The sequence below is a fragment of the Pseudodonghicola sp. genome (assembly GCF_048268305.1).
GTDB lineage: Bacteria > Pseudomonadota > Alphaproteobacteria > Rhodobacterales > Rhodobacteraceae > Pseudodonghicola.
The window spans coordinates 136,912-154,484 of record NZ_JBLWVT010000002.1; the positions used below are offsets into that span (position 1 = coordinate 136,912).

General features: G+C 65.4%; 20 protein-coding genes. 12 read left to right on the forward strand and 8 right to left on the reverse strand.

Features of this window, described 5'->3' with window-relative positions; translation table 11 throughout:
- The first annotated feature begins 47 nt into the window (after nucleotides 1–47).
- The 4 genes from ACN0V4_RS03760 to ACN0V4_RS03775 are packed head-to-tail and all read left to right on the forward strand — an operon-like array spanning nucleotide 48 to nucleotide 3,705.
- Nucleotides 48–1,076 (forward strand): ABC transporter permease, encoded by a 1,029-nt coding sequence (locus tag ACN0V4_RS03760; RefSeq protein ID WP_417673190.1) that lies wholly within the window; start codon nucleotides 48–50, stop codon nucleotides 1,074–1,076.
- 4 nt (nucleotides 1,077–1,080) lie between these two features.
- Nucleotides 1,081–1,920, forward strand: coding sequence for an ABC transporter permease (locus ACN0V4_RS03765; protein WP_417673191.1), 840 nt, complete (start codon nucleotides 1,081–1,083; stop codon nucleotides 1,918–1,920).
- Complete coding sequence (locus tag ACN0V4_RS03770; RefSeq protein WP_417673192.1) at nucleotides 1,920–2,894, forward strand: ABC transporter ATP-binding protein; 975 nt, start codon at nucleotides 1,920–1,922, stop codon at nucleotides 2,892–2,894. The genes ACN0V4_RS03765 and ACN0V4_RS03770 overlap by 1 nt, the downstream gene beginning before the upstream one ends.
- On the forward strand, nucleotides 2,887–3,705 hold the full coding sequence (locus ACN0V4_RS03775; protein ID WP_417673193.1) for an ABC transporter ATP-binding protein: 819 nt from the start codon (nucleotides 2,887–2,889) through the stop codon (nucleotides 3,703–3,705). The genes ACN0V4_RS03770 and ACN0V4_RS03775 overlap by 8 nt, the downstream gene beginning before the upstream one ends.
- 2 nt (nucleotides 3,706–3,707) lie before the next feature.
- On the opposite strand, the gene ACN0V4_RS03780 is transcribed toward ACN0V4_RS03775, so the two are convergent.
- Nucleotides 3,708–4,028, reverse strand: a complete 321-nt coding sequence (locus ACN0V4_RS03780) for a DUF6476 family protein (protein ID WP_417673194.1) — start codon at nucleotides 4,026–4,028, stop codon at nucleotides 3,708–3,710.
- On the opposite strand from ACN0V4_RS03780, the gene ACN0V4_RS03785 reads away from it, so the two are divergent.
- Nucleotides 4,027–5,073: an RluA family pseudouridine synthase gene (locus ACN0V4_RS03785; RefSeq protein WP_417673195.1), complete on the forward strand. Its 1,047-nt coding sequence runs from the start codon at nucleotides 4,027–4,029 to the stop codon at nucleotides 5,071–5,073. The genes ACN0V4_RS03780 and ACN0V4_RS03785 overlap by 2 nt on opposite strands.
- On the opposite strand, the gene ACN0V4_RS03790 is transcribed toward ACN0V4_RS03785, so the two are convergent.
- The gene (locus ACN0V4_RS03790) at nucleotides 5,024–5,695 is read right to left on the reverse strand and encodes a DUF4386 domain-containing protein (RefSeq protein WP_417673196.1); all 672 of its coding nucleotides are present in this window, start codon (nucleotides 5,693–5,695) and stop codon (nucleotides 5,024–5,026) included. The genes ACN0V4_RS03785 and ACN0V4_RS03790 overlap by 50 nt on opposite strands.
- 322 nt (nucleotides 5,696–6,017) lie before the next feature.
- On the opposite strand from ACN0V4_RS03790, the gene rpoH reads away from it, so the two are divergent.
- Together rpoH and ACN0V4_RS03800 are read left to right on the forward strand one after the other, a co-directional pair.
- Nucleotides 6,018–6,914: an RNA polymerase sigma factor RpoH gene (gene rpoH, locus ACN0V4_RS03795; protein ID WP_417673197.1), complete on the forward strand. Its 897-nt coding sequence runs from the start codon at nucleotides 6,018–6,020 to the stop codon at nucleotides 6,912–6,914.
- Between the two features lie 586 nt (nucleotides 6,915–7,500).
- The gene (locus tag ACN0V4_RS03800) at nucleotides 7,501–7,770 is read left to right on the forward strand and encodes a DksA/TraR family C4-type zinc finger protein (protein WP_417673198.1); all 270 of its coding nucleotides are present in this window, start codon (nucleotides 7,501–7,503) and stop codon (nucleotides 7,768–7,770) included.
- Between the two features lie 4 nt (nucleotides 7,771–7,774).
- Here ACN0V4_RS03800 and ACN0V4_RS03805 read toward each other — a convergent pair whose 3' ends face one another.
- The 6 genes from ACN0V4_RS03805 to ACN0V4_RS03830 form a co-directional block, all read right to left on the reverse strand.
- The gene (locus ACN0V4_RS03805; RefSeq protein WP_417673199.1) at nucleotides 7,775–8,002 is read right to left on the reverse strand and encodes a hypothetical protein; all 228 of its coding nucleotides are present in this window, start codon (nucleotides 8,000–8,002) and stop codon (nucleotides 7,775–7,777) included.
- Entirely contained in the window at nucleotides 7,999–8,487 is a 489-nt protein-coding gene (locus ACN0V4_RS03810) for a GNAT family N-acetyltransferase (RefSeq protein ID WP_417673200.1), read from the reverse strand. The genes ACN0V4_RS03805 and ACN0V4_RS03810 overlap by 4 nt, the downstream gene beginning before the upstream one ends.
- Nucleotides 8,488–8,510: 23 nt before the next feature.
- Nucleotides 8,511–8,909: a hypothetical protein gene (locus tag ACN0V4_RS03815; protein ID WP_417673201.1), complete on the reverse strand. Its 399-nt coding sequence runs from the start codon at nucleotides 8,907–8,909 to the stop codon at nucleotides 8,511–8,513.
- Nucleotides 8,906–10,741 (reverse strand): M3 family oligoendopeptidase, encoded by a 1,836-nt coding sequence (locus ACN0V4_RS03820; RefSeq protein ID WP_417673202.1) that lies wholly within the window; start codon nucleotides 10,739–10,741, stop codon nucleotides 8,906–8,908. Before ACN0V4_RS03820 ends, ACN0V4_RS03815 begins: the two co-directional genes overlap by 4 nt.
- Nucleotides 10,742–11,075: 334 nt before the next feature.
- Nucleotides 11,076–12,020, reverse strand: coding sequence for an alpha/beta hydrolase (locus tag ACN0V4_RS03825; protein WP_417673203.1), 945 nt, complete (start codon nucleotides 12,018–12,020; stop codon nucleotides 11,076–11,078).
- Nucleotides 12,020–12,307, reverse strand: coding sequence for an SCP2 sterol-binding domain-containing protein (locus ACN0V4_RS03830; protein WP_417673204.1), 288 nt, complete (start codon nucleotides 12,305–12,307; stop codon nucleotides 12,020–12,022). The genes ACN0V4_RS03825 and ACN0V4_RS03830 overlap by 1 nt, the downstream gene beginning before the upstream one ends.
- 72 nt (nucleotides 12,308–12,379) lie before the next feature.
- On the opposite strand from ACN0V4_RS03830, the gene ACN0V4_RS03835 reads away from it, so the two are divergent.
- The 5 genes from ACN0V4_RS03835 to ACN0V4_RS03855 all read left to right on the forward strand — a co-directional run bounded on the left by ACN0V4_RS03835 (nucleotide 12,380) and on the right by ACN0V4_RS03855 (nucleotide 17,471).
- Entirely contained in the window at nucleotides 12,380–12,949 is a 570-nt protein-coding gene (locus ACN0V4_RS03835; RefSeq protein ID WP_417673205.1) for a tetratricopeptide repeat protein, read from the forward strand.
- Nucleotides 12,950–12,983: 34 nt separating this feature from the next.
- A complete protein-coding gene (locus ACN0V4_RS03840) occupies nucleotides 12,984–15,902 on the forward strand; it encodes a helicase-related protein (RefSeq protein ID WP_417673206.1) in 2,919 nt (972 codons plus the stop codon).
- Between the two features lie 7 nt (nucleotides 15,903–15,909).
- Nucleotides 15,910–16,284, forward strand: a complete 375-nt coding sequence (locus tag ACN0V4_RS03845; protein ID WP_417673207.1) for an RNA-binding S4 domain-containing protein — start codon at nucleotides 15,910–15,912, stop codon at nucleotides 16,282–16,284.
- Nucleotides 16,285–16,348: 64 nt separating this feature from the next.
- A complete protein-coding gene (gene fdxA / locus ACN0V4_RS03850) occupies nucleotides 16,349–16,687 on the forward strand; it encodes a ferredoxin FdxA (protein ID WP_417673208.1) in 339 nt (112 codons plus the stop codon).
- A gap of 274 nt (nucleotides 16,688–16,961) precedes the next feature.
- The gene (locus ACN0V4_RS03855; protein WP_417673209.1) at nucleotides 16,962–17,471 is read left to right on the forward strand and encodes a CarD family transcriptional regulator; all 510 of its coding nucleotides are present in this window, start codon (nucleotides 16,962–16,964) and stop codon (nucleotides 17,469–17,471) included.
- Nucleotides 17,472–17,573 lie beyond the last annotated feature (102 nt).

Genomic DNA, 17,573 nt, shown 5'->3' on the forward strand with positions numbered 1-17,573 from the left:
GCGGGGCCGGTCGACCGGCCCCGCCGCTGCCCGTCCGGGAGGCCGTCATGAAGTACCGCACCCTTCGCCTCATCCTCTGGCGCCTGTTGATGGCGCTGCCGATCCTCTTCGGGGTGATCGTCGTGACCTTCGTGCTGATCCGTGCGTTGCCCGGGGATCCGGCCATCGCCTATGCCTCGGGCCCCAGCATGGGGCAGGAGGATATCGAGGCGATCCGCCGCTCCATGGGGCTGGACAGATCGGTCTTTGAACAATTCCTGATTTACCTCTCCAATATCGCCCATCTGAACTTCGGCAATTCGATGATCACCGGCCAGCCGGTGCTGAAGGACTTCGCCGAACGGCTGCCCGCGACGATCGAGCTTGCGATCTTCGCCTTCGCGATGTCGCTGATCGTGGCGCTGCCGGTGGGCGTGCTGGCCGCCGTCTATCGCGACAGCTGGATCGATCAGCTGTCGCGGGTGATCACCTCGATCTCGGCCGCCATGCCAGGCTTCTTCTTCGGGCTGATCCTGATCTTCGTTTTCTACTTCCTGCTGAGCATGGCGCCCGAACCGATCGGCCGGCTGTCGGGCTGGTCGATCGCGCCGCCCACCGTCACCGGCTTCATGACCATCGACGCCGCCCTGATCGGCGATTGGGAGATTTTCTGGGAGGCGATCGAGAAGATGCTGATGCCGGCGGCCTCGATGGCGATCTTCGCGGTGGCGCCGCTGATGCGGATGATGCGGGGCGGCATGATCGACGCGCTCGACAGCGATTACATCAAGGCGGCGCGCGCCTATGGGGTGCCGGGCTGGAAGATCCTGCTGCAATACGCGCTGCCCAACGCCATGCTGCCGGTTCTGGCGACCATGGGCATGGTGCTGTCGACCATGCTGGGGGCCAATATCATGATCGAAAAGCTCTTCGCCTGGCCCGGCATCGGGTCTTACTCGGTCAACGCGCTGGTCGGGGTCGATTACGCGCCGGTGCAGGCCTTCGTGCTGATCGTCGCCGTGCTCTTCGTGCTGATGACGCTGGCGATCGACATCCTCTCTGCCGCGATCGACCCGCGTTACAAGCTGAAGGGGTAACGATATGGCCGCCTCTGTCCTGCGCTATCACCTGCGCCGCAACGTCGCCACCGCCGTGGCCGGGGTGATCATCGTCATCCTGTTCTTCCTGGCGGTCTTCGGCCCCGCCATCGTGCCCTATGACCCGCTGGCGACCGCGATGCAGAAGGTGCTTGAGCCGCCTTCGGCCGACCATTGGTTCGGCACCGATCAGCTTGGCCGCGACATCTTCAGCCGGGTGATCGTCGCCACCCGGCTCGATTTCGCCATCGCCTTGGCGGCCGTCGCGCTGTCGGCCTTGGCGGGCATCTCGGTCGGTGCGCTGTCGGGATACCTCGGCGGTTGGCTCGACGGGGTGATGAGCCGCATCGTCGACGTGATGATGGCCTTCCCGCTGTTCGTCGCCGCCATGGCGCTGGTCGCGGTCTTCGGCAATTCGGTGGAATCGGTGGTGCTGGCGACCTCGATCATCAACTTCCCCTTCTACTTTCGCCTGGCCCGGATCGAGGCCGCCGCGCGGCGCGAGATCGGCTATGTCGAGGCGGCGATCATCAACGGCAATTCAACCGGCTCGGTGATCTTCCGCTTCCTGCTGCCGAATTCGCTGCCGCCGGTGATCGTGCAGATCTCGCTCAACCTCGGCTGGGCGATCCTGAACACCTCGGGGCTTGCCTTCATCGGGCTGGGGGTGGCGCCGCCGACGCCGGAATGGGGCATCATGATCCAGGAGGGCGCCTCGATGATGATGTCGGGAGAATGGTGGACGGTGCTGTTTCCCGGGCTGGCGCTGGTGCTGTCGGTCTTCTGCTTCAGCCTGCTGGGCGACGGGCTGCGTGACATTGCCGATCCGAGGAGACGGAGCTGATGAGCGCCATGCTGGATATCAAGGGGCTGACGCTGGAGTTCGAGACGCCGACCGGGCTGATCCACGCGCTCGACAATGTGGAGCTGTCGGTCGAACGCGGCGAATGCGTGGCGCTGGTGGGCGAGAGCGGATCGGGCAAGTCGATCACCGGCATGTCGATCCTGCGGCTGAACGGGCCGAACGCCCGGATCCGCGCGACCCGCATCGCGCTTGATGGCAGCGACCTGCAGGGGCTGGACGACAAGGCCTTTCGCACCATTCGCGGCCGCCGGGTGGCGATGATCTTTCAGAACGCCAAATCCGCGCTCAACCCACTCAGGAAGGTCGGCGACACGCTCACCGATATCCTGCGCGCCCATGCGCCGGAACGGCTGTCGCGCAAGACCGCCCGCGCCCGGGTGCTCGAGGTGTTGGAGCAGATCGGCATCCATCACGCGGCAGACCGGATGCAGGCCTATCCGGCCGAGCTGTCGGGCGGCATGTGTCAGCGGATCATGATCGCCGCCGCCCTGGTCTGCGAGCCGGAACTGATCATCGCCGATGAGCCCACCAGCGCGCTCGATGTCACCACCCAGATCAAGGTGATGGATCTGCTGATGTCGGCCTGCCGTACCCGTGGGGTGGCGGTTCTGTTCATCACTCACGATCTGGCGCTGGCTTCGGCCTATTGCGACCGGGCGGTGGTGATGCACGCGGGCCAGATGCTTGAGGACGGTCCGGCGGATGAGGTCTTCGTTCACCCGCGCCATCCCTATTCGCGGATGCTGCTGGCTTCGATGCCCTACGGCAAGGACAGCGCCGAGGAGCTGCAGCCGATGGGGGGCAACCTGCCGGACCTCAGGCGCGACGATCTGCCGACCTGCCGCTTCGCCGACCGCTGCCCGCGGGTGCAGCCCTGTTGCCGTGCGCAGCCGGTGCCCGAGGCCGCCTTTGGCGACGACCATATCGTGAGGTGTTTTTTCCCCCATGACTGAGATTCTTCTCGAAGCCGGCGCCATCGTCAAAGATTTCCCCCTCGGGCGCGGCCATGTGCTGCGCGCGGTCGATCAGGTGTCCTTCAAGCTGATGAAGGGCGAAATCCTCGGGCTGGTGGGAGAGAGCGGCTCGGGCAAGTCGACGCTCGCCCGCATCCTCGCCAGGCTCTTGCCGCAGACCGAAGGCGCGGTCTGGTTCGACAACGAACAGCTCGGCGGGGTCAGCGGTGCCCGTTTCGCCCGGATGCCGGCGCGGCGGGATATCCAGATGGTGTTCCAGGATCCGCTGGCCAGCCTCAATCCCCGCTGGCGCGCGGCCGAGATCATCGGCGACCCGATCCGCCGGCTCGGCACGGCGGAGGAAAAGCAGCGTATGCGCGCCATGATCGAGGAGGCGGCAGAGCGGTCAGGCCTGCCGCCGGCGCTTTTGAACAGCTTTCCGCACCAGCTTTCCGGCGGTCAGCGCGCGCGGGTCGATATCGCGCGGGCCATCGTGCTGCGCCCGAAGCTGCTGATCTTGGACGAACCGACCTCGGCGCTCGATGCCTCGTTGCAGGCGCATGTGGTCCGCACACTGATGCGGCTCCGCTCCGACCTCGATCTTACCTATATCTTCGTCACCCACGATCTGAACCTGCTGCGGCTGATCTCGGATCGCATCCTGGTGATGCAGAAGGGCAAGCTGGTGGAGCAGGGGCCGGCGCGTCAGATATTCGAGGCCCCGCAAGAGGCTTACACGAAAGAGCTGATCGCGGCGATCCCGGTGCTGGGGCAGCGGCGGGTCGACCGCAGCGGCCGGCAGACCGCCTGAGGTCAGTCGAGCGTCACCGTCTTGCGCAGCGCGCCCGTGCCGGCGTCAAAGATCAGGATGCGCTGATCCCCGGTCACCACGGCGACCCAGCCCTTGCCCAGCGTCACGGCCTCGGCCTTGGCGCCCGCGGGCAGGGTCAGGTGATCGGGCAGGGCGGGGGTACGATCCGAAGACAGCCGGGTGACAAGCAGGCCAACGATCACTACAACGCCCAAAATCATCACCACCATCAGCGTGGTGACCAGACGGCGCAGCATCCGCAGCGAAGCGGGCTCGGGCGCGCTCTGGGTATCGGGATTGGAAGGATCGGGCGAAGCGTTCATGGACAGCCGTTCAGTCGAGTTTGAGATCGCGGCAAATCCGCCGCCGCGCCTTGATAAGGCGCTTTCGCGCGATGTGCCAGACGCGGCGGCCCTGTCGCGCACCCGGTTGGCCCGGCTGATCGCCGATGGCGCGGTGCGGGTCGATGGCGTGGTGGTCTCCGATCCCAAGGCGAAGGTCGAGGAAGGCGCGCAGATCGCCATCACCGTCGAGGCGGCCGAAGACAGCCATATCGGCCCCGAGGCGATCCCGATCGAGGTGATCTTTGAGGATGCCGATCTGATCGTCATCAACAAGCCCGCCGGCATGGTGGTGCATCCGGCGCCGGGCTCTCCCGCCGGGACGCTGGTCAATGCGCTGCTGCATCATTGCGGCGATGATCTTTCCGGCGTCGGTGGCGTCAAGCGCCCGGGCATCGTGCATCGGATCGACAAGGACACCAGTGGTCTCTTGGTGGTGGCGAAAAGCGACGCGGCGCATCACGGGCTTGCCGCGCAGTTCGAGGCCCATAGCGCCGAGCGGCATTACAAGGCGCTTTGCTATGGGGTGCCGGAGGCCGGCGATCCGCGGCTGCGCGGCATCAAGGGGGTGAGCTTCGAGCTGGGCAATATCATGAAGATCACCACCCAGCTTGCCCGGCACAAGACCGACCGGCAGAAACAGGCGGTGCTGTTCCAGGGCGGCCGCCATGCGGTGACCCGGGTGCGGGTGGAGGAGGGCTTTGGCACCCCGCCGGTGGTGGCGCTGGTCGATTGCTGGCTGGAGACCGGGCGCACCCATCAGATCCGGGTGCATATGGCCCATGCCGGCCATGGGCTGATCGGGGATCCCACCTATGGCGGCCGGCGCAAGCTGGCGCAGAAGGCGCTGCCCGAGGCGGCGCAGGAGGCGGTGCGGGATTTCCCGCGTCAGGCGCTCCATGCCGCGGTTCTGGGGTTTGACCACCCGGTGACGGGGGAGCATCTGAGCTTCGAGGCGCCGCTGCCTGACGATATGGTCAGGCTGATCGCGCTGCTGCGCGGAGAGGCCGCAGACCCCGCAGAATGAACCAGAGGCAGAGCGCGGTTTCCGCCACCAGCGGCAGCAGATAGGCCGGCTGCAGCGCCGCGTTCAGGTCTGGTGCGACCAGGGCGGTGAGGCTGCCGGCCAGATAGACCAGGCCGGCGCCCGCCAGCGCCCAGGGCAGAACCGGCCGCATCAGCGTGCGCAGCATCACCGCCATGATCAGGCAGTTCACCCCGAAGAAGATCAGCGCGATGTCATAGCCCAGCCGATGCAGGGCGAGCGCCTGCATCAGCGCCCAAGGCTGCTCCAACAGTGTCGGGACCAGCGCCAGCGGCATCAGCGCCGCCGCGATCACCGCCGCCTGCACCAGCCGGAAACCGAAGGCCATCGGGGCGAACAGGGCGAAGCGGGCGGCGAAGAGGCGCAGGAAGACCGCGCCGATGGCGACATCCGCCAGCACCATCGCCAGATCGGCCGCCAGCCCCAGCCGCCACAGCGGCAAGGCCGCGCCGATCGCCCGGGCCGTTCCCCCCGCGTCGTCAGGGGCGATCAGAGGCGCGCGGATCAGCCCCTCTGACGAGAGGCCGCAGAGGAGGATGACCAGATAGAGCCCCCCGGCGGCGATCAGCAGCGGGCGAGGCGGGGTGTCGGGGGCAAGGGACATCGGCGAACCTCTTCATGCCTGGCAGAGCGGGATATCGGCAGACTATCGCCTGTCCTGATAGTCGAAACTGGCGCGAGACGCGAAAAAATCGTGCGAAAATGCTGAGATAATGCGTTTCGGCGGGGGGTGGAGCATATGTTACATGTTCTGTGCAGCAGACCACATGCGCGTGAGCGCGCGGTGACATGGGTTTCTTTGCGACGGAACCCGGCCCATATTTCGTATTACCTAAGTCAGCCCCTTGAAACGACAGGGGCGCTTACCTACCTCGATGTTAAGTTGATAAACATAACACGATATACAGACGGAGAGACAGAGGATCATGGCGAATTATGCTAACTTGCCGGCACCGACCCCCGAAGGTGGGCTGAATCGGTATCTGCAGGAGATTCGCAAATTCCCCCTCCTGGAGCCGGAAGAGGAATATATGCTGGCCAAGCGCTGGGTCGAGGAGCAGGACGCTCAGGCGGCGCATCGGATGGTGACCAGCCACCTGCGGCTGGCGGCCAAGATCGCCATGGGCTATCGCGGCTACGGTCTGCCGCAGGCCGAGGTGATTTCCGAGGCCAACGTCGGGCTGATGCAGGCGGTCAAACGCTTCGACCCGGAAAAGGGCTTCCGCCTCGCCACCTATGCGATGTGGTGGATCCGCGCCTCGATCCAGGAATATATCCTGCGGTCCTGGTCGCTGGTGAAGCTCGGCACCACCTCGGCGCAGAAGAAGCTGTTCTTCAACCTGCGCAAGGCCAAGGCCCGCATCGGCGCGCTGGAAGAGGGCGACCTGCGCCCCGAACACGTCAAGCAGATCGCCAACGATCTGGGCGTGACCGAGGAAGAGGTCACCTCGATGAACCGGCGGATGTCGGGCGGCGATGCTTCGCTGAACGCCACCGTCGGATCCGAAGGCGAAGGTTCGATGCAATGGCAGGACTGGCTGGAGGACGAGGATGCCGATCAGGCGGCTGATTTCGAGGAACGTGATGAGCTGGAGGCGCGGCGCGAGTTGCTGGCGCGGGCGCTCGACGTTCTGAACGACCGCGAAAAGGACATCCTGACCCAGCGCCGCCTGGCCGATCAGCCGGTCACGCTGGAGGATCTGAGCACGCAGTACAAGGTCAGCCGCGAACGGATCCGCCAGATCGAGGTGCGCGCCTTCGAGAAACTGCAGAAGAAGATGCGCGATCTGGCCAAGGAAAAGGGCATGCTGACCCCGGCCTGATCGGGATCGGCAACCGGTCTCCCCAAACCCGGCCCTTTACGGAACCCCGCCCCGGCAAAGGGCGGGGTTTTCATATGTGTGGGGCGTCTCGCCTGCTCTTCAAGGGGGGCGTGCCGGTCCTTCCAAGCGTGATTCCAGAACTGGTCTGTCCCGGGGTTCCGCCCGCTCGCGGCGGAAGGGAGGCGCAGCAGAAATCGCCCCGGGGGAGCGCTTACCCGCCGAATATCCATAGGACCGTTTGTCCCTGCGCCTTCCCGGGGCTCCGCCCGTTCGTGGGTGAAAACGGTCCACTGGACCGTTTCCTAGACGGAACCCTCCCTGGGCTCCGCCCGTTCGCGGCTGAAAACAGTCCACTGGACTGTTTTCCGGGCGCCGCTCACCCCCCTTTTTCTAGCGGCAAATATCCCGGGGAGTTTGAGGGGCTGGCCCCTCAATCCCGATCAGGGTGTAAAGCACGAGGCCCAGAAAGCTGCCCTCCGCTAAGGCGCATCCCCCGGGCTTCGCCGAGAAAATCCGCTCCCACGTGGCATCCCTCTGGGCAAATGGCGGTGTGATGCTTAAATTTCCGGTCTCAGGAGGATTGCGGATGGCAAGCGGATGGGCCCGGGACGGGGCGGTGAACGAACAGATCGAGGCCTCGATCAGTGATGAGCTTGCGCGGCTCAAGGCCCGGCGCGCGCCAGTGGGTGAAAGCCTGACCCATTGCGCCGAATGCGAGGAACCGATCCCCGAGGCGCGGCGCAAGGCGATCCCCGGCGTCAAGCTGTGTCTCGACTGCCAGCAGGACCGCGACGCGGCCTTCAAGCCGCGGGCCGGCATCAACCGGCGCGGCTCGAAGGACAGCCAGTTGAAATAGGGGCTTAGCGGCCTTTCTTCTGGCGCCGCCAGCGCAGGAAAAGCCGCACATCAAAGGCCGCGATCATCAGCCCCAGCGGGATCATCCAGAATCCCAGCACCGGCAGGAAGCCGAAGGTGCCGCCGATCATCAGCAGACCCCCCAGCCCGAACCGCGCCCCGCGGGGCACCCGGCGGTTGATCCGCATCATCACCGGGGACAGCGGGGCGCGGATGTCGGCCCAGCGGATCATCCCGCCGGGGTATCGGTCAGCGCAAGCCGCAGGATATGTTGCGGCCCGGCGCCGCCGCCAAGGTAATCGGCGCCGGTGTCGATGAAACCGCCTGCAAGATAGGCGGCGCGCGCCCGCGGGTTGCGGTGGTTGACGGTCAGATAACAGGCATGGGCCTGCGGATACTCTTGGCACAGGTAATCGCGCAACAGCCGGCAGGCGGCGCTGGCGATGCCGCGGCCCTGATGGCGGTGGTCGATCGAAAACATGCGCAGACCGATGCTGCCGGCCTCGGCGAAGTCATGCGCCTCCGGGTAATCGGGATCGATGCCGAAGAAGCCGACGGTGTGATCTCCTTCGCGGATCAGATGCCCGTCGCGCCGCCCGCGCGCCTTGGCCAGCGCCTGTGCCGGCGGGGCGGAGAATTCATGCTGCTCGGGGGGCAGGGTCAGATCGGCGATCAGATCAACGCGGCCGGCAGGGAGGGGGGAGAGGGTGACGGGCATGGGGCTGTCCACTTTGCTTGGGGTCAGGGGGAGGCCGGAACCGTGAAGGTGCGGTGCTTGCGCGGATCGGTCCCGCTCCAGTTTCTCGGCCCGTTTTCCGGGTTAAAGGACAGGCAATAAGCCTCCCAGGCTGCGAAGGTCTTGTCGAAGTCTGGGGTTCCTTCGCGCTCGATGATCCAGCCCTGCGCCCGCAACTCGGGCTCAAGCCGGCTGAAGGGCACCGGATCCTTCTCGGCAACCGGAAAGTCCAGGCCGGTGCCCAGTTCCCGCAGCAACCGGACGGGGGCGAAGCGTATCCCGTCCGGCGTGAGGAAATGCTGCGGCTGCCGCAGCAGGCGGCGAAACTCCTCTGGATGGGTGGACTGGAGGCGCTGAAACGCCTCCCAACCCCGGATCAGCACCCAAGAGGAGATCAGGCTCACGCCTCCATCGCCTCCAACTCGTCGATGAAGCCCGAGATCATGTCGAGCCCCTTGTTCCAGAAGGCCGGGTCGCTGGCATCGAGCCCGAAGGGGGCCAGCAGCTCCTTGTGATGCTTCGATCCGCCCGCCTTCAGCATGTCGAAATACTTGTCCTGGAAGCCCGGCGCGCCCTCGGCGTAGACCGAGTAGAGCGCGTTCACCAGCCCGTCGCCAAAGGCATAGGCATAGACATAGAAGGGCGAATGGATGAAGTGGGGGATATAGGCCCAGAAGGTCTCGTACCCGTCCATATATTCAAAGGCGTCGCCCAGCGATTCCGCCTGCACCGACATCCAGAGCGCGTTGATGTCGTCCGGCGTCAGCTCTCCGCCGCGCCGCGCCGCGTGCAGCTTGCACTCGAAGTCATAGAAGGCGATCTGGCGGACCACCGTGTTGATCATGTCCTCGACCTTGCCGGCCAGCAGCACCTTGCGTTCGGCCTGATCCTTGGCGCCGTCGAGCATCTTGCGGAAGGTCAGCATCTCGCCGAAGACGCTGGCGGTCTCGGCCAGGGTCAGCGGCGTCTGGCTGAGCATCTCGCCCTGGCCCGCCGCCAGCACCTGGTGGACGCCATGGCCCAGCTCATGCGCCAGCGTCATCACGTCGCGCGGCTTGCCGAGGTAGTTCAGCAGGATATAGGGGTGCACATCGGTGACGGTGGGATGGGCGAAGGCGCCCGGCGCCTTGCCGGGTTTCACGCCGGCGTCGATCCAGCCCTTGGCGAAGAAGGGGGCGGCGATTTCGCCCATGCGCGGGTCGAAGGCGGTATAGGCCGACATCACGGTCTGTTCCGCCTCGGCCCAGGGCACCAGGCGGGTCGCCTCCATCGGCAGCGGCGCGTTGCGGTCCCAGATCTGCAGCTTGTCGAGCCCGAGCCATTTGCGCTTCAGCTCGTAATAACGGTGGCTGAGGCGGGGATAGGCGGCGACCACGGCGCTGCGCAGCGCCTCGACCACCTCGGGTTCGACATCGTTCGACAGGTGCCGCGCGGTCTGGGCGGTGGGCATGCCGCGCCAACGGTCGATGATTTCCTTCTCTTTCGCCTGGGTGTTGTGAACGCGGGCGAAGGTCTTGATGTTCTTCTCGAACACTTCGGCCAGCGCGCGGGCGCCGGCCTCGCGCTCGCTGCGGTCCTGTTCGGTCATCCGGTTCAGCGTCGCTTCGATGCCGAGGGTCTCACCGTCGACCTCGAACTCCAATCCGGCGATGGTTTCGTCGAACAGCCGTTCCCAGGCATCGCCCACCACGCCCATGTCGTGGAGGAATTTCTCCATCTCGTCGGAAAGCTGATAGGGTTTCATCGCCCGGATGCGGCGGAACACCGGCGCATAGCGGGCCAGATCGGTATTGGCGGCGAAGAGCGTCTGCAGCTTGTCTTCGGCGATCCGGTTCAGTTCCAGGCTGAAGAAGACCAGCGGGGTGGTGAAATTGGTGATCTTCTCCTGACAGTCGGAGAGGAACTTGGCGCGACCCGCGTCGGTGGTTTGCTGGTAATAGCGCAGGCCGGCATAGGACATGATACGCCCGGCGATCTGGCTGATCTTCTCGTCGCGCAGCACGCAGGTCAGCAGCCCCTCGGCATCGAGGCTGTCGAGCTTGCCTTCGTAATCGGAGGCAAAGCTGGCGCAGGCCTGGTCCAGCCAGTCGAGATCGCGCTTGAGTTCGGGCGCGTCCTCACCGGTGTAGAGGTCGTTCAAGTCCCAGTCGGGCAGGTTGCCCAGCGGCGCGGCGCCGGCGTCTGTCTTGTCGAGAGCGGGGCGCGGCGCGAAGGGCAGGGCGGCGAAGGGTGTCATCGGAAACCTCTGTGTCTGTTTACAGAAAGGATTAGGGGCGCGGGGCGTCAGGTTCAAGGCCGGGGCTTGGTATGAGACTTGGGGGAAGGGGGCAGGGGCGCTGCCCCTCTGCGCCTGGCGGCGCATTCACCCCGGGATATTTGCCGCTAGAAAAAGGCGGGTGAGCGGCGCAGGGACAAACAGTCCAGTGGACGGTTTTCAGCCGCGAACGGGCGGAGCCCAGGGAGGGTACCGTCTAGGAAACGCCCCAGTGAAGCGTTTCAGCCGTGAACGGGCGGCGCCTGAAAAACAGCAGCCATCCGGCGAGAACGGGCGCCTCCGGGGCCTGTTCGGCTCAGCGTGCGGCGTCGAAGAGTGCCGCCATGCGGTCGAAGGCATGGGCGCGGGTGGCGGCATCTTCCATCAAAACCTCGTGCTTGCCGCCCTCGATCAGCTCAAGCTCGCCCCGGCGCCAATTGGCCATGCGCGCCCGGATCGCCGCGCCGGAGACAATGGCGTCGGCGGTGCCGAAGAAGGTGATACAGGGCAGGTCGGGCGCCGGCAGATGGGCAAGGCGGGCGGTTTCGCGCAGGGCCTCGCGCAGCCATTGCAGGCTGGGGCCGCCGATGCCGAGTTCGGGGTGGGCTTGGAGCTGGCTTTGGATGAAGCGGTACATCTCCGGGTCGTTGGTCAGCCCGTTGCCCTCGAAGGGTTGGATCTGGAAGTAGTTTTCGCCCTTGGTGCCGGGGCTGAGACGGTGGGACAGGCCGAAAAACGCGCTGAGCGCGGTCACCCCATGGGCAAGGGTGCGCTGCGCTGCGGTGAGGGATATCGCCCACATTGGCCCGGTAAAGGCGGCGGCGGCGACCGGCAGCCCCTCGATCAGGGCGCGCAGGCCGATGCAGCCGCCCATCGAATGGGCGATCAGGAACCAGGGCCCCGGCAGATCAAGCAGGGCGGCTGCCTGGGTGAGGGCGGCGACATCGCGCTGATAATCGGGGAAGTTGGCGACATGGCCCGGGCGCGGATCGGGCAACAGCCGGTCGGCCAGCCCCTGGCCGCGCCAGTCGACCACCAGGGTGGCAAAGCCGCGCGCCGCCAGATCGCCGACGGCGGGGCCGTATTTCTCGATATATTCGGTGCGGCCGGGAAACAGCAGGACGGTGCCCTTGGCCGCGCCTTCGGGGCGCCAGTGGGCGATGCGGATGCGCGGCCCGTCCTCGGTGGTCAGCCAATGCGCGGCGCCGCCCGGGGGGGCGCCGGCCACATCGGCAAAGAGGGGGGCCGGCGCCAGCCGCATCAGGCCAGCACCGCGGCCAGTTTCATCGCCAGCCCCATGTCGCCGTCGATGCTGAGCTTGCCGGTCATGAAGGCCGAGGTCGGGTTCAGATCGCCGGTGACGATCGCCTGCAGGGTCTCCGAATCGGCGCTGAGCGTCACGTCGGCCTCTTCATCGGCGATGCGGGCGCCGTCGGCGTCCAGCATGATGGCGCCGAGGTCGGTGATCTGCAGCTTGGCGCAGCCGTCGAAGCCGCCGCCCAGCTTTTCATTCAGTTCGGCCACGGCGGTTTCCAGAAAGTCGCTCATCTGATATCTCTTCCGTTTCTCTTCGGGCGGCCTCTGGTATTCGGCGCGCACCGCGTTACATTCATCATTGTTATGGGCATGAAACGGCACAATCTCAAAGCTATCGTGACGGCAACCGCGATCTTCGCGGGGGTTTGCCAGCCCGTTCTGGCGCAGACCGCCGATCTGACCGACGAGCGTACCCTTCTGGCGCAGCTTGCCCATGCCGGCGCCGAGGCGGCGCCGCGGCTGGATCGGCAATTGCAGGCGATCTGGAATCGCAGCGGCTCGGCCGCGATGGACTTTCTGCTCAAGCGTGGTCGCGACGCGATGGATCGCGGCGATTTCGCCGAGGCAGTGGAGCATCTGACGGCGCTGACCGACCATGCGCCGGAGTTCGCCGAAGGCTGGTTCATGCGCGCCACCGCCTATTACAATGCAGGTCTTTACGGGCCGGCGCTGTCCGATCTGGAACATGCGCTGACGTTGAACCCGAACAACTATGACGCAATTTTCGGGTTGGGCACTTTGCTGGAAACCTTCGGCAATCCCAAGCTCGCCTATGAGGCCTATGGCCGGGCACGGGCCTTGAATCCCCATCACGAGGAGACCATCAAGGCGATGGACCGGCTGAAGCCGGCGGTCGAGGGCAAGGCGCTCTGACCCTTCGGGGCATGGCGCAGCAGGGGATTTCAGGATGAGCAGCGCATCCCGCATCGTGGCCGTTCTCGGCCCGACCAATACCGGCAAGACGCATTACGCGATCGAACGCATGCTGGGGCATCGCACCGGGGTGATCGGCTTGCCTTTGCGCCTGCTGGCGCGCGAGGTCTATGACCGGATCGTCGCTGCGCGGGGGCCCTCGGTGGTGGCCCTGGTGACGGGGGAGGAGCGGATCGTACCGCCGCGGGCGCAATATTGGGTCTGCACGGTCGAGGCGATGCCCGAGGGCATGGGGGCCGATTTCGTCGCGGTCGACGAAATTCAGCTTTGTGCCGATCCCGAGCGCGGCCATGTCTTCACCGACCGGTTGCTGCGGGCGCGCGGCCTGCACGAGACGCTGTTTCTGGGCTCGGACACCATGCGGGGGCCGATTGCGGCGCTGGTGCCGGGGGTGCAGTTCATGCGCCGCGAGCGGATGAGCCAGCTGGTCTATACTGGTTCGAAAAAGATAAGCCGGATGCCGGGGCGCAGCGCGATCGTCGGGTTTTCGGTTGAGAATGTCTATGCCATTGCCGAGCTGATCCGGCGCCAGAAGGGCGGTGCCGCGGTGGTGATGGGGGCGCTCAGCCCGCGCACGCGCAATGCGCAGGTGGCGCTCTATCAGAATGGCGATGTTGATTATCTGGTGGCCACCGACGCCATCGGGATGGGCTTGAACCTCGACATCGACCACGTTGCTTTTTCAGCGCTTTCCAAGTTCGACGGGCGGCGGATGCGGCCCCTGCAGCCGAACGAGCTGGCGCAGATCGCCGGTCGTGCCGGGCGGGGGATGTCGAACGGCACCTTCGGGGTGACCGGGGAGGTCCGCCCGCTGGACGAGGAAGTGGCCCAGGCGATCATGGAGCACCGCTTCACGCCGCTGAAAAAGCTCAACTGGCGCAATGCGGCGCTGCAGTTCGGGTCGATCGACTGGCTGATCCAGTCGCTGGAGATGAGCCCGCAGGACGACCATCTGATCCGCGCCCGCGAAGCCGACGATCTGAGCGTGCTCAAGACTCTGGGGCAGATCGCCGAGGTTCGGGCGCGGGCCAGTGACGGGCGCAGCGTCAGGTTGCTGTGGGATGTCTGCCGGATCCCGGATTTCCGCGGAATCAGCCATGCCGAACATGCCGGTCTGCTTGAGGTGATCTTCAACCATCTGCATCAGAGCGGGGCGATTCCGGATGATTTCATCGCCCGTCAGATCAAGCGGATCGACCGCACCGATGGCGATATCGACACATTAAGCAAAAGATTGGCGTATATTCGCACTTGGACCTACGTGGCTCAACGCAAGGGGTGGCTGCGTGACGAAACCCATTGGCGCGAGGAGACTCGCGCTGTAGAAGACAGGGTGTCCGACGCGCTGCACGAGCGCTTGACGCAGAGATTTGTGGACCGGCGCACCAGCGTGTTGTTGCGGCGGCTCAAACAGAAGGAGGCCCTTTTGGCCGAAGTGAACGACAAGGGTGAAGTGACCGTCGAAGGCGAATTCGTCGGTCGGCTGGAGGGGTTCCGGTTCTCGCCGGACAAGTCCGCTGCGGCGGGTGCCGAGGCGAAGACGGTGAAATCGGCGGCTTTGCAGGCGCTGGCGCCGCATTTCCATCTGCGCGCGGACCGGTTCTATAATGCCCCGGATACCGAGATCGACTTCACCGATCAGGGCGGTCTGATGTGGGGTGAATATGCGGTGGGCAAGCTGGTTGCTGGCTCGGATCCGCTGAAACCCCGGATCGAGGTCTTCGTCGACGATGTCGCCGGGCCCGAGGTGGCGCAGAAGGTCGAACGCCGGCTGCAGCATTTCATCGACCGCAAGATCGCTGCGCTGTTCGAACCGCTGCTGAACCTGCAGCGTGACGAGACGCTGACGGGCTTGGCCCGTGGCTTTGCCTTCCGCCTGGTCGAGGCGTTGGGTATCCTGCCGCGCGCCAATGTGGCGCAGGACGTCAAGTCGCTGGATCAGGAGGCGCGCGGCGCCCTGCGCAAGCATGGCATCCGCTTCGGCCAGTTCACCATCTTCATGCCGCTGCTGCTGAAGCCGGCGCCGACCCGGCTGCGGCTCTTGCTGTGGTCGCTGGCGCAGGGGCTGGACGAATTCCCCTCGGCACCGCCCCCGGGGCTGGTGACCCTGCCGGTGGCACTTGATGTGCCCGAGGGTTATGACACCATGTGCGGCTATCGCAACGCCGGCGAGCGGGCGATCCGGATCGACATGCTTGAACGGCTGGCCGATCTGCTGCGCGGTCAGGACAGCCGCACGGGCTTCGAGGCGACGCCGGACATGCTCTCGATCACCGGCATGACGCTGGAGCAATTCGCCCTCCTGATGGAGGGGCTCGGCTATCGCGCCGAGAAGGGCGAGCGGGTGAAGGCGAAACCGGTGGTGGCCGTGGCCGCCGCGGCAGAGCCTGTTGCCGAGGCGTCCCCCGAGGGTGCCGAGGCGGCCGCTGAGGGCGAGGCCGCTCCGGTGGCTGAGGCTGAGCCGGTGGCAGAGGCCCCCGAGGTCGCGGCCCAGCCCGAAGTGGTTGCGGAACCGGCCGAAGCGGTCGCCGAGCCTGCCGCAGAGGCGGCGGAAGCCGTGAGCGATGAGGCGGCAGCCCCTGAAGCGGGCGCCGAGGTGCCGGAGATGGAGGTGTTCTATACCTTCACCTGGGCCCGCAGCGCTCCGCGTGGGCGTCAAGGCCAGGGACAGGGCCGTGGCGGCAACAAGTCCGCTGCCGGAGCCAAGCCTGCCGGCAAGCCGCGCAGTGGCGACAAGCCGCGTGGCAAGAAACCTCAGGGCGGCAAGCCCAAGGGCGAGCGCGCGCCGCAGGGTGGCAAGACCTTCAGCGCCCATCCGCCCAAGAGGGAAAAGCCGATCGACCCCGACAACCCCTTCGCCGCTGCGCTGATGGGGCTGAAAACCGGCAAGTGACGCGAACATGAGCGATCCTGCCGCCCGGTTGCGGCTGGACAAATGGCTGGTCCACGCGCGGGTCTGCAAGACCCGCGGCGTGGCCGCCGCGCTGATCGGCGCCGGGCATGTCCGGGTCAACGGCGCCCGGGTCGAGAAACCTGCCCATGCCGTCGGTCCCGGTGATGTGCTGACGCTGATTCACCCGCGCCTGGTGCGGGTGATCCGGGTCGAGGCGCTCGGGCTCAGGCGGGGGCCGGCGACCGAGGCGCGGACACTTTACACCGAATTGCAGGAAACCCGGGAGGAGAGCCCGCCGAACCCGGCCTTCGAGGGAAAAGGGCGTCCGTCCAAGCGCGATCGGCGGGCCCTTGATCTTTCCCGACACTCCGAGACCGATTGACGCCTTGAAGTGCCGTCGGCTCTGTTCTAGCTAAGACCCCGAACGCTGAGACGGAAACCTGCCCATGACCTATGTTGTGACCGACAACTGCATCGCCTGCAAATACACCGACTGCGTCGAGGTCTGCCCCGTGGATTGTTTCTACGAGGGGGAGAACATGTTGGTCATTCATCCCGACGAATGCATCGACTGCGGCGTCTGCGAGCCGGAATGCCCTGCCGATGCGATCCGCCCGGACACCGAGCCGGATATGGACGATTGGGTCGAGTTCAACCGGAAATATTCCGAACTGTGGCCGGTGATCATCACCAAGAAGGATCCGCTGCCCGAAGCCGAGGAACGCGATGGCGAGACCGGCAAGCGCGAGAAATACTTTTCCGAGGCGCCGGGCGAGGGCGATTGAGTGATTCGAGCCGCCCGTGCTGAATTCAGCATGAATGTTATGTTCTAATGGCTTGATTTGGGTGCACTTTATTGAACGAACCTTGGCTGCCCCTTTCAGAGGGGCCATTTTCGTGCTATATAGTGTGTTCAGATGATAGGAACGCCCGGATCCCCCTGTGAGGTAGCATTGGGGTAACTTAATTTGTCGGAAAACGCAGCTTGACGGGGCAGACAATTTGGCCCGCCGCTGTGTTTTTGTCGCCTGTGATCCGGCGATAACAAGGAAAACCTGAATGACCAAGTCCAAGAAACTCGAATTCCGCCCGAATGAGTATGTGGTCTATCCGGCGCATGGCGTCGGCCAGATCCTCTCGATCGAGGAGCAGGAGGTTGCCGGCATCAAGCTGGAGCTGTTCGTGATTTCTTTCGAAAAGGACAAGATGACCCTGCGGGTGCCGACCAACAAGGCGACCGAAGTGGGGATGCGCTCGCTCAGCACGCCGGACGTGATCGACCAGGCGATGAAGACGCTCAAGGGCAAGGCCAAGGTCAAGCGCGCCATGTGGTCGCGTCGTGCCCAGGAATACGAACAGAAGATCAACTCGGGCGATCTGATCTCGATCGCCGAGGTGGTCCGCGACCTGCACCGCACCGACGATCAGCGCGAGCAGAGCTATTCCGAACGTCAGCTCTATGAAGCCGCGCTGGAGCGTCTGACCCGCGAAGTCGCCGCCGTCTCCGGTGGGGATGAGGTGCTGGCCGCCAAGCAGGTCGATGACGTGCTGATGTCGCGCGCCGCCTGAGATCGCGCCTCTTGCAAACGTCTGGCCGCGCCTCTCCTGCGAGAGGCGCGGTTTTTCATGCTGGATGGGGCCGTTCGGACCGGTTCGGGCCGGTCTTCGCCT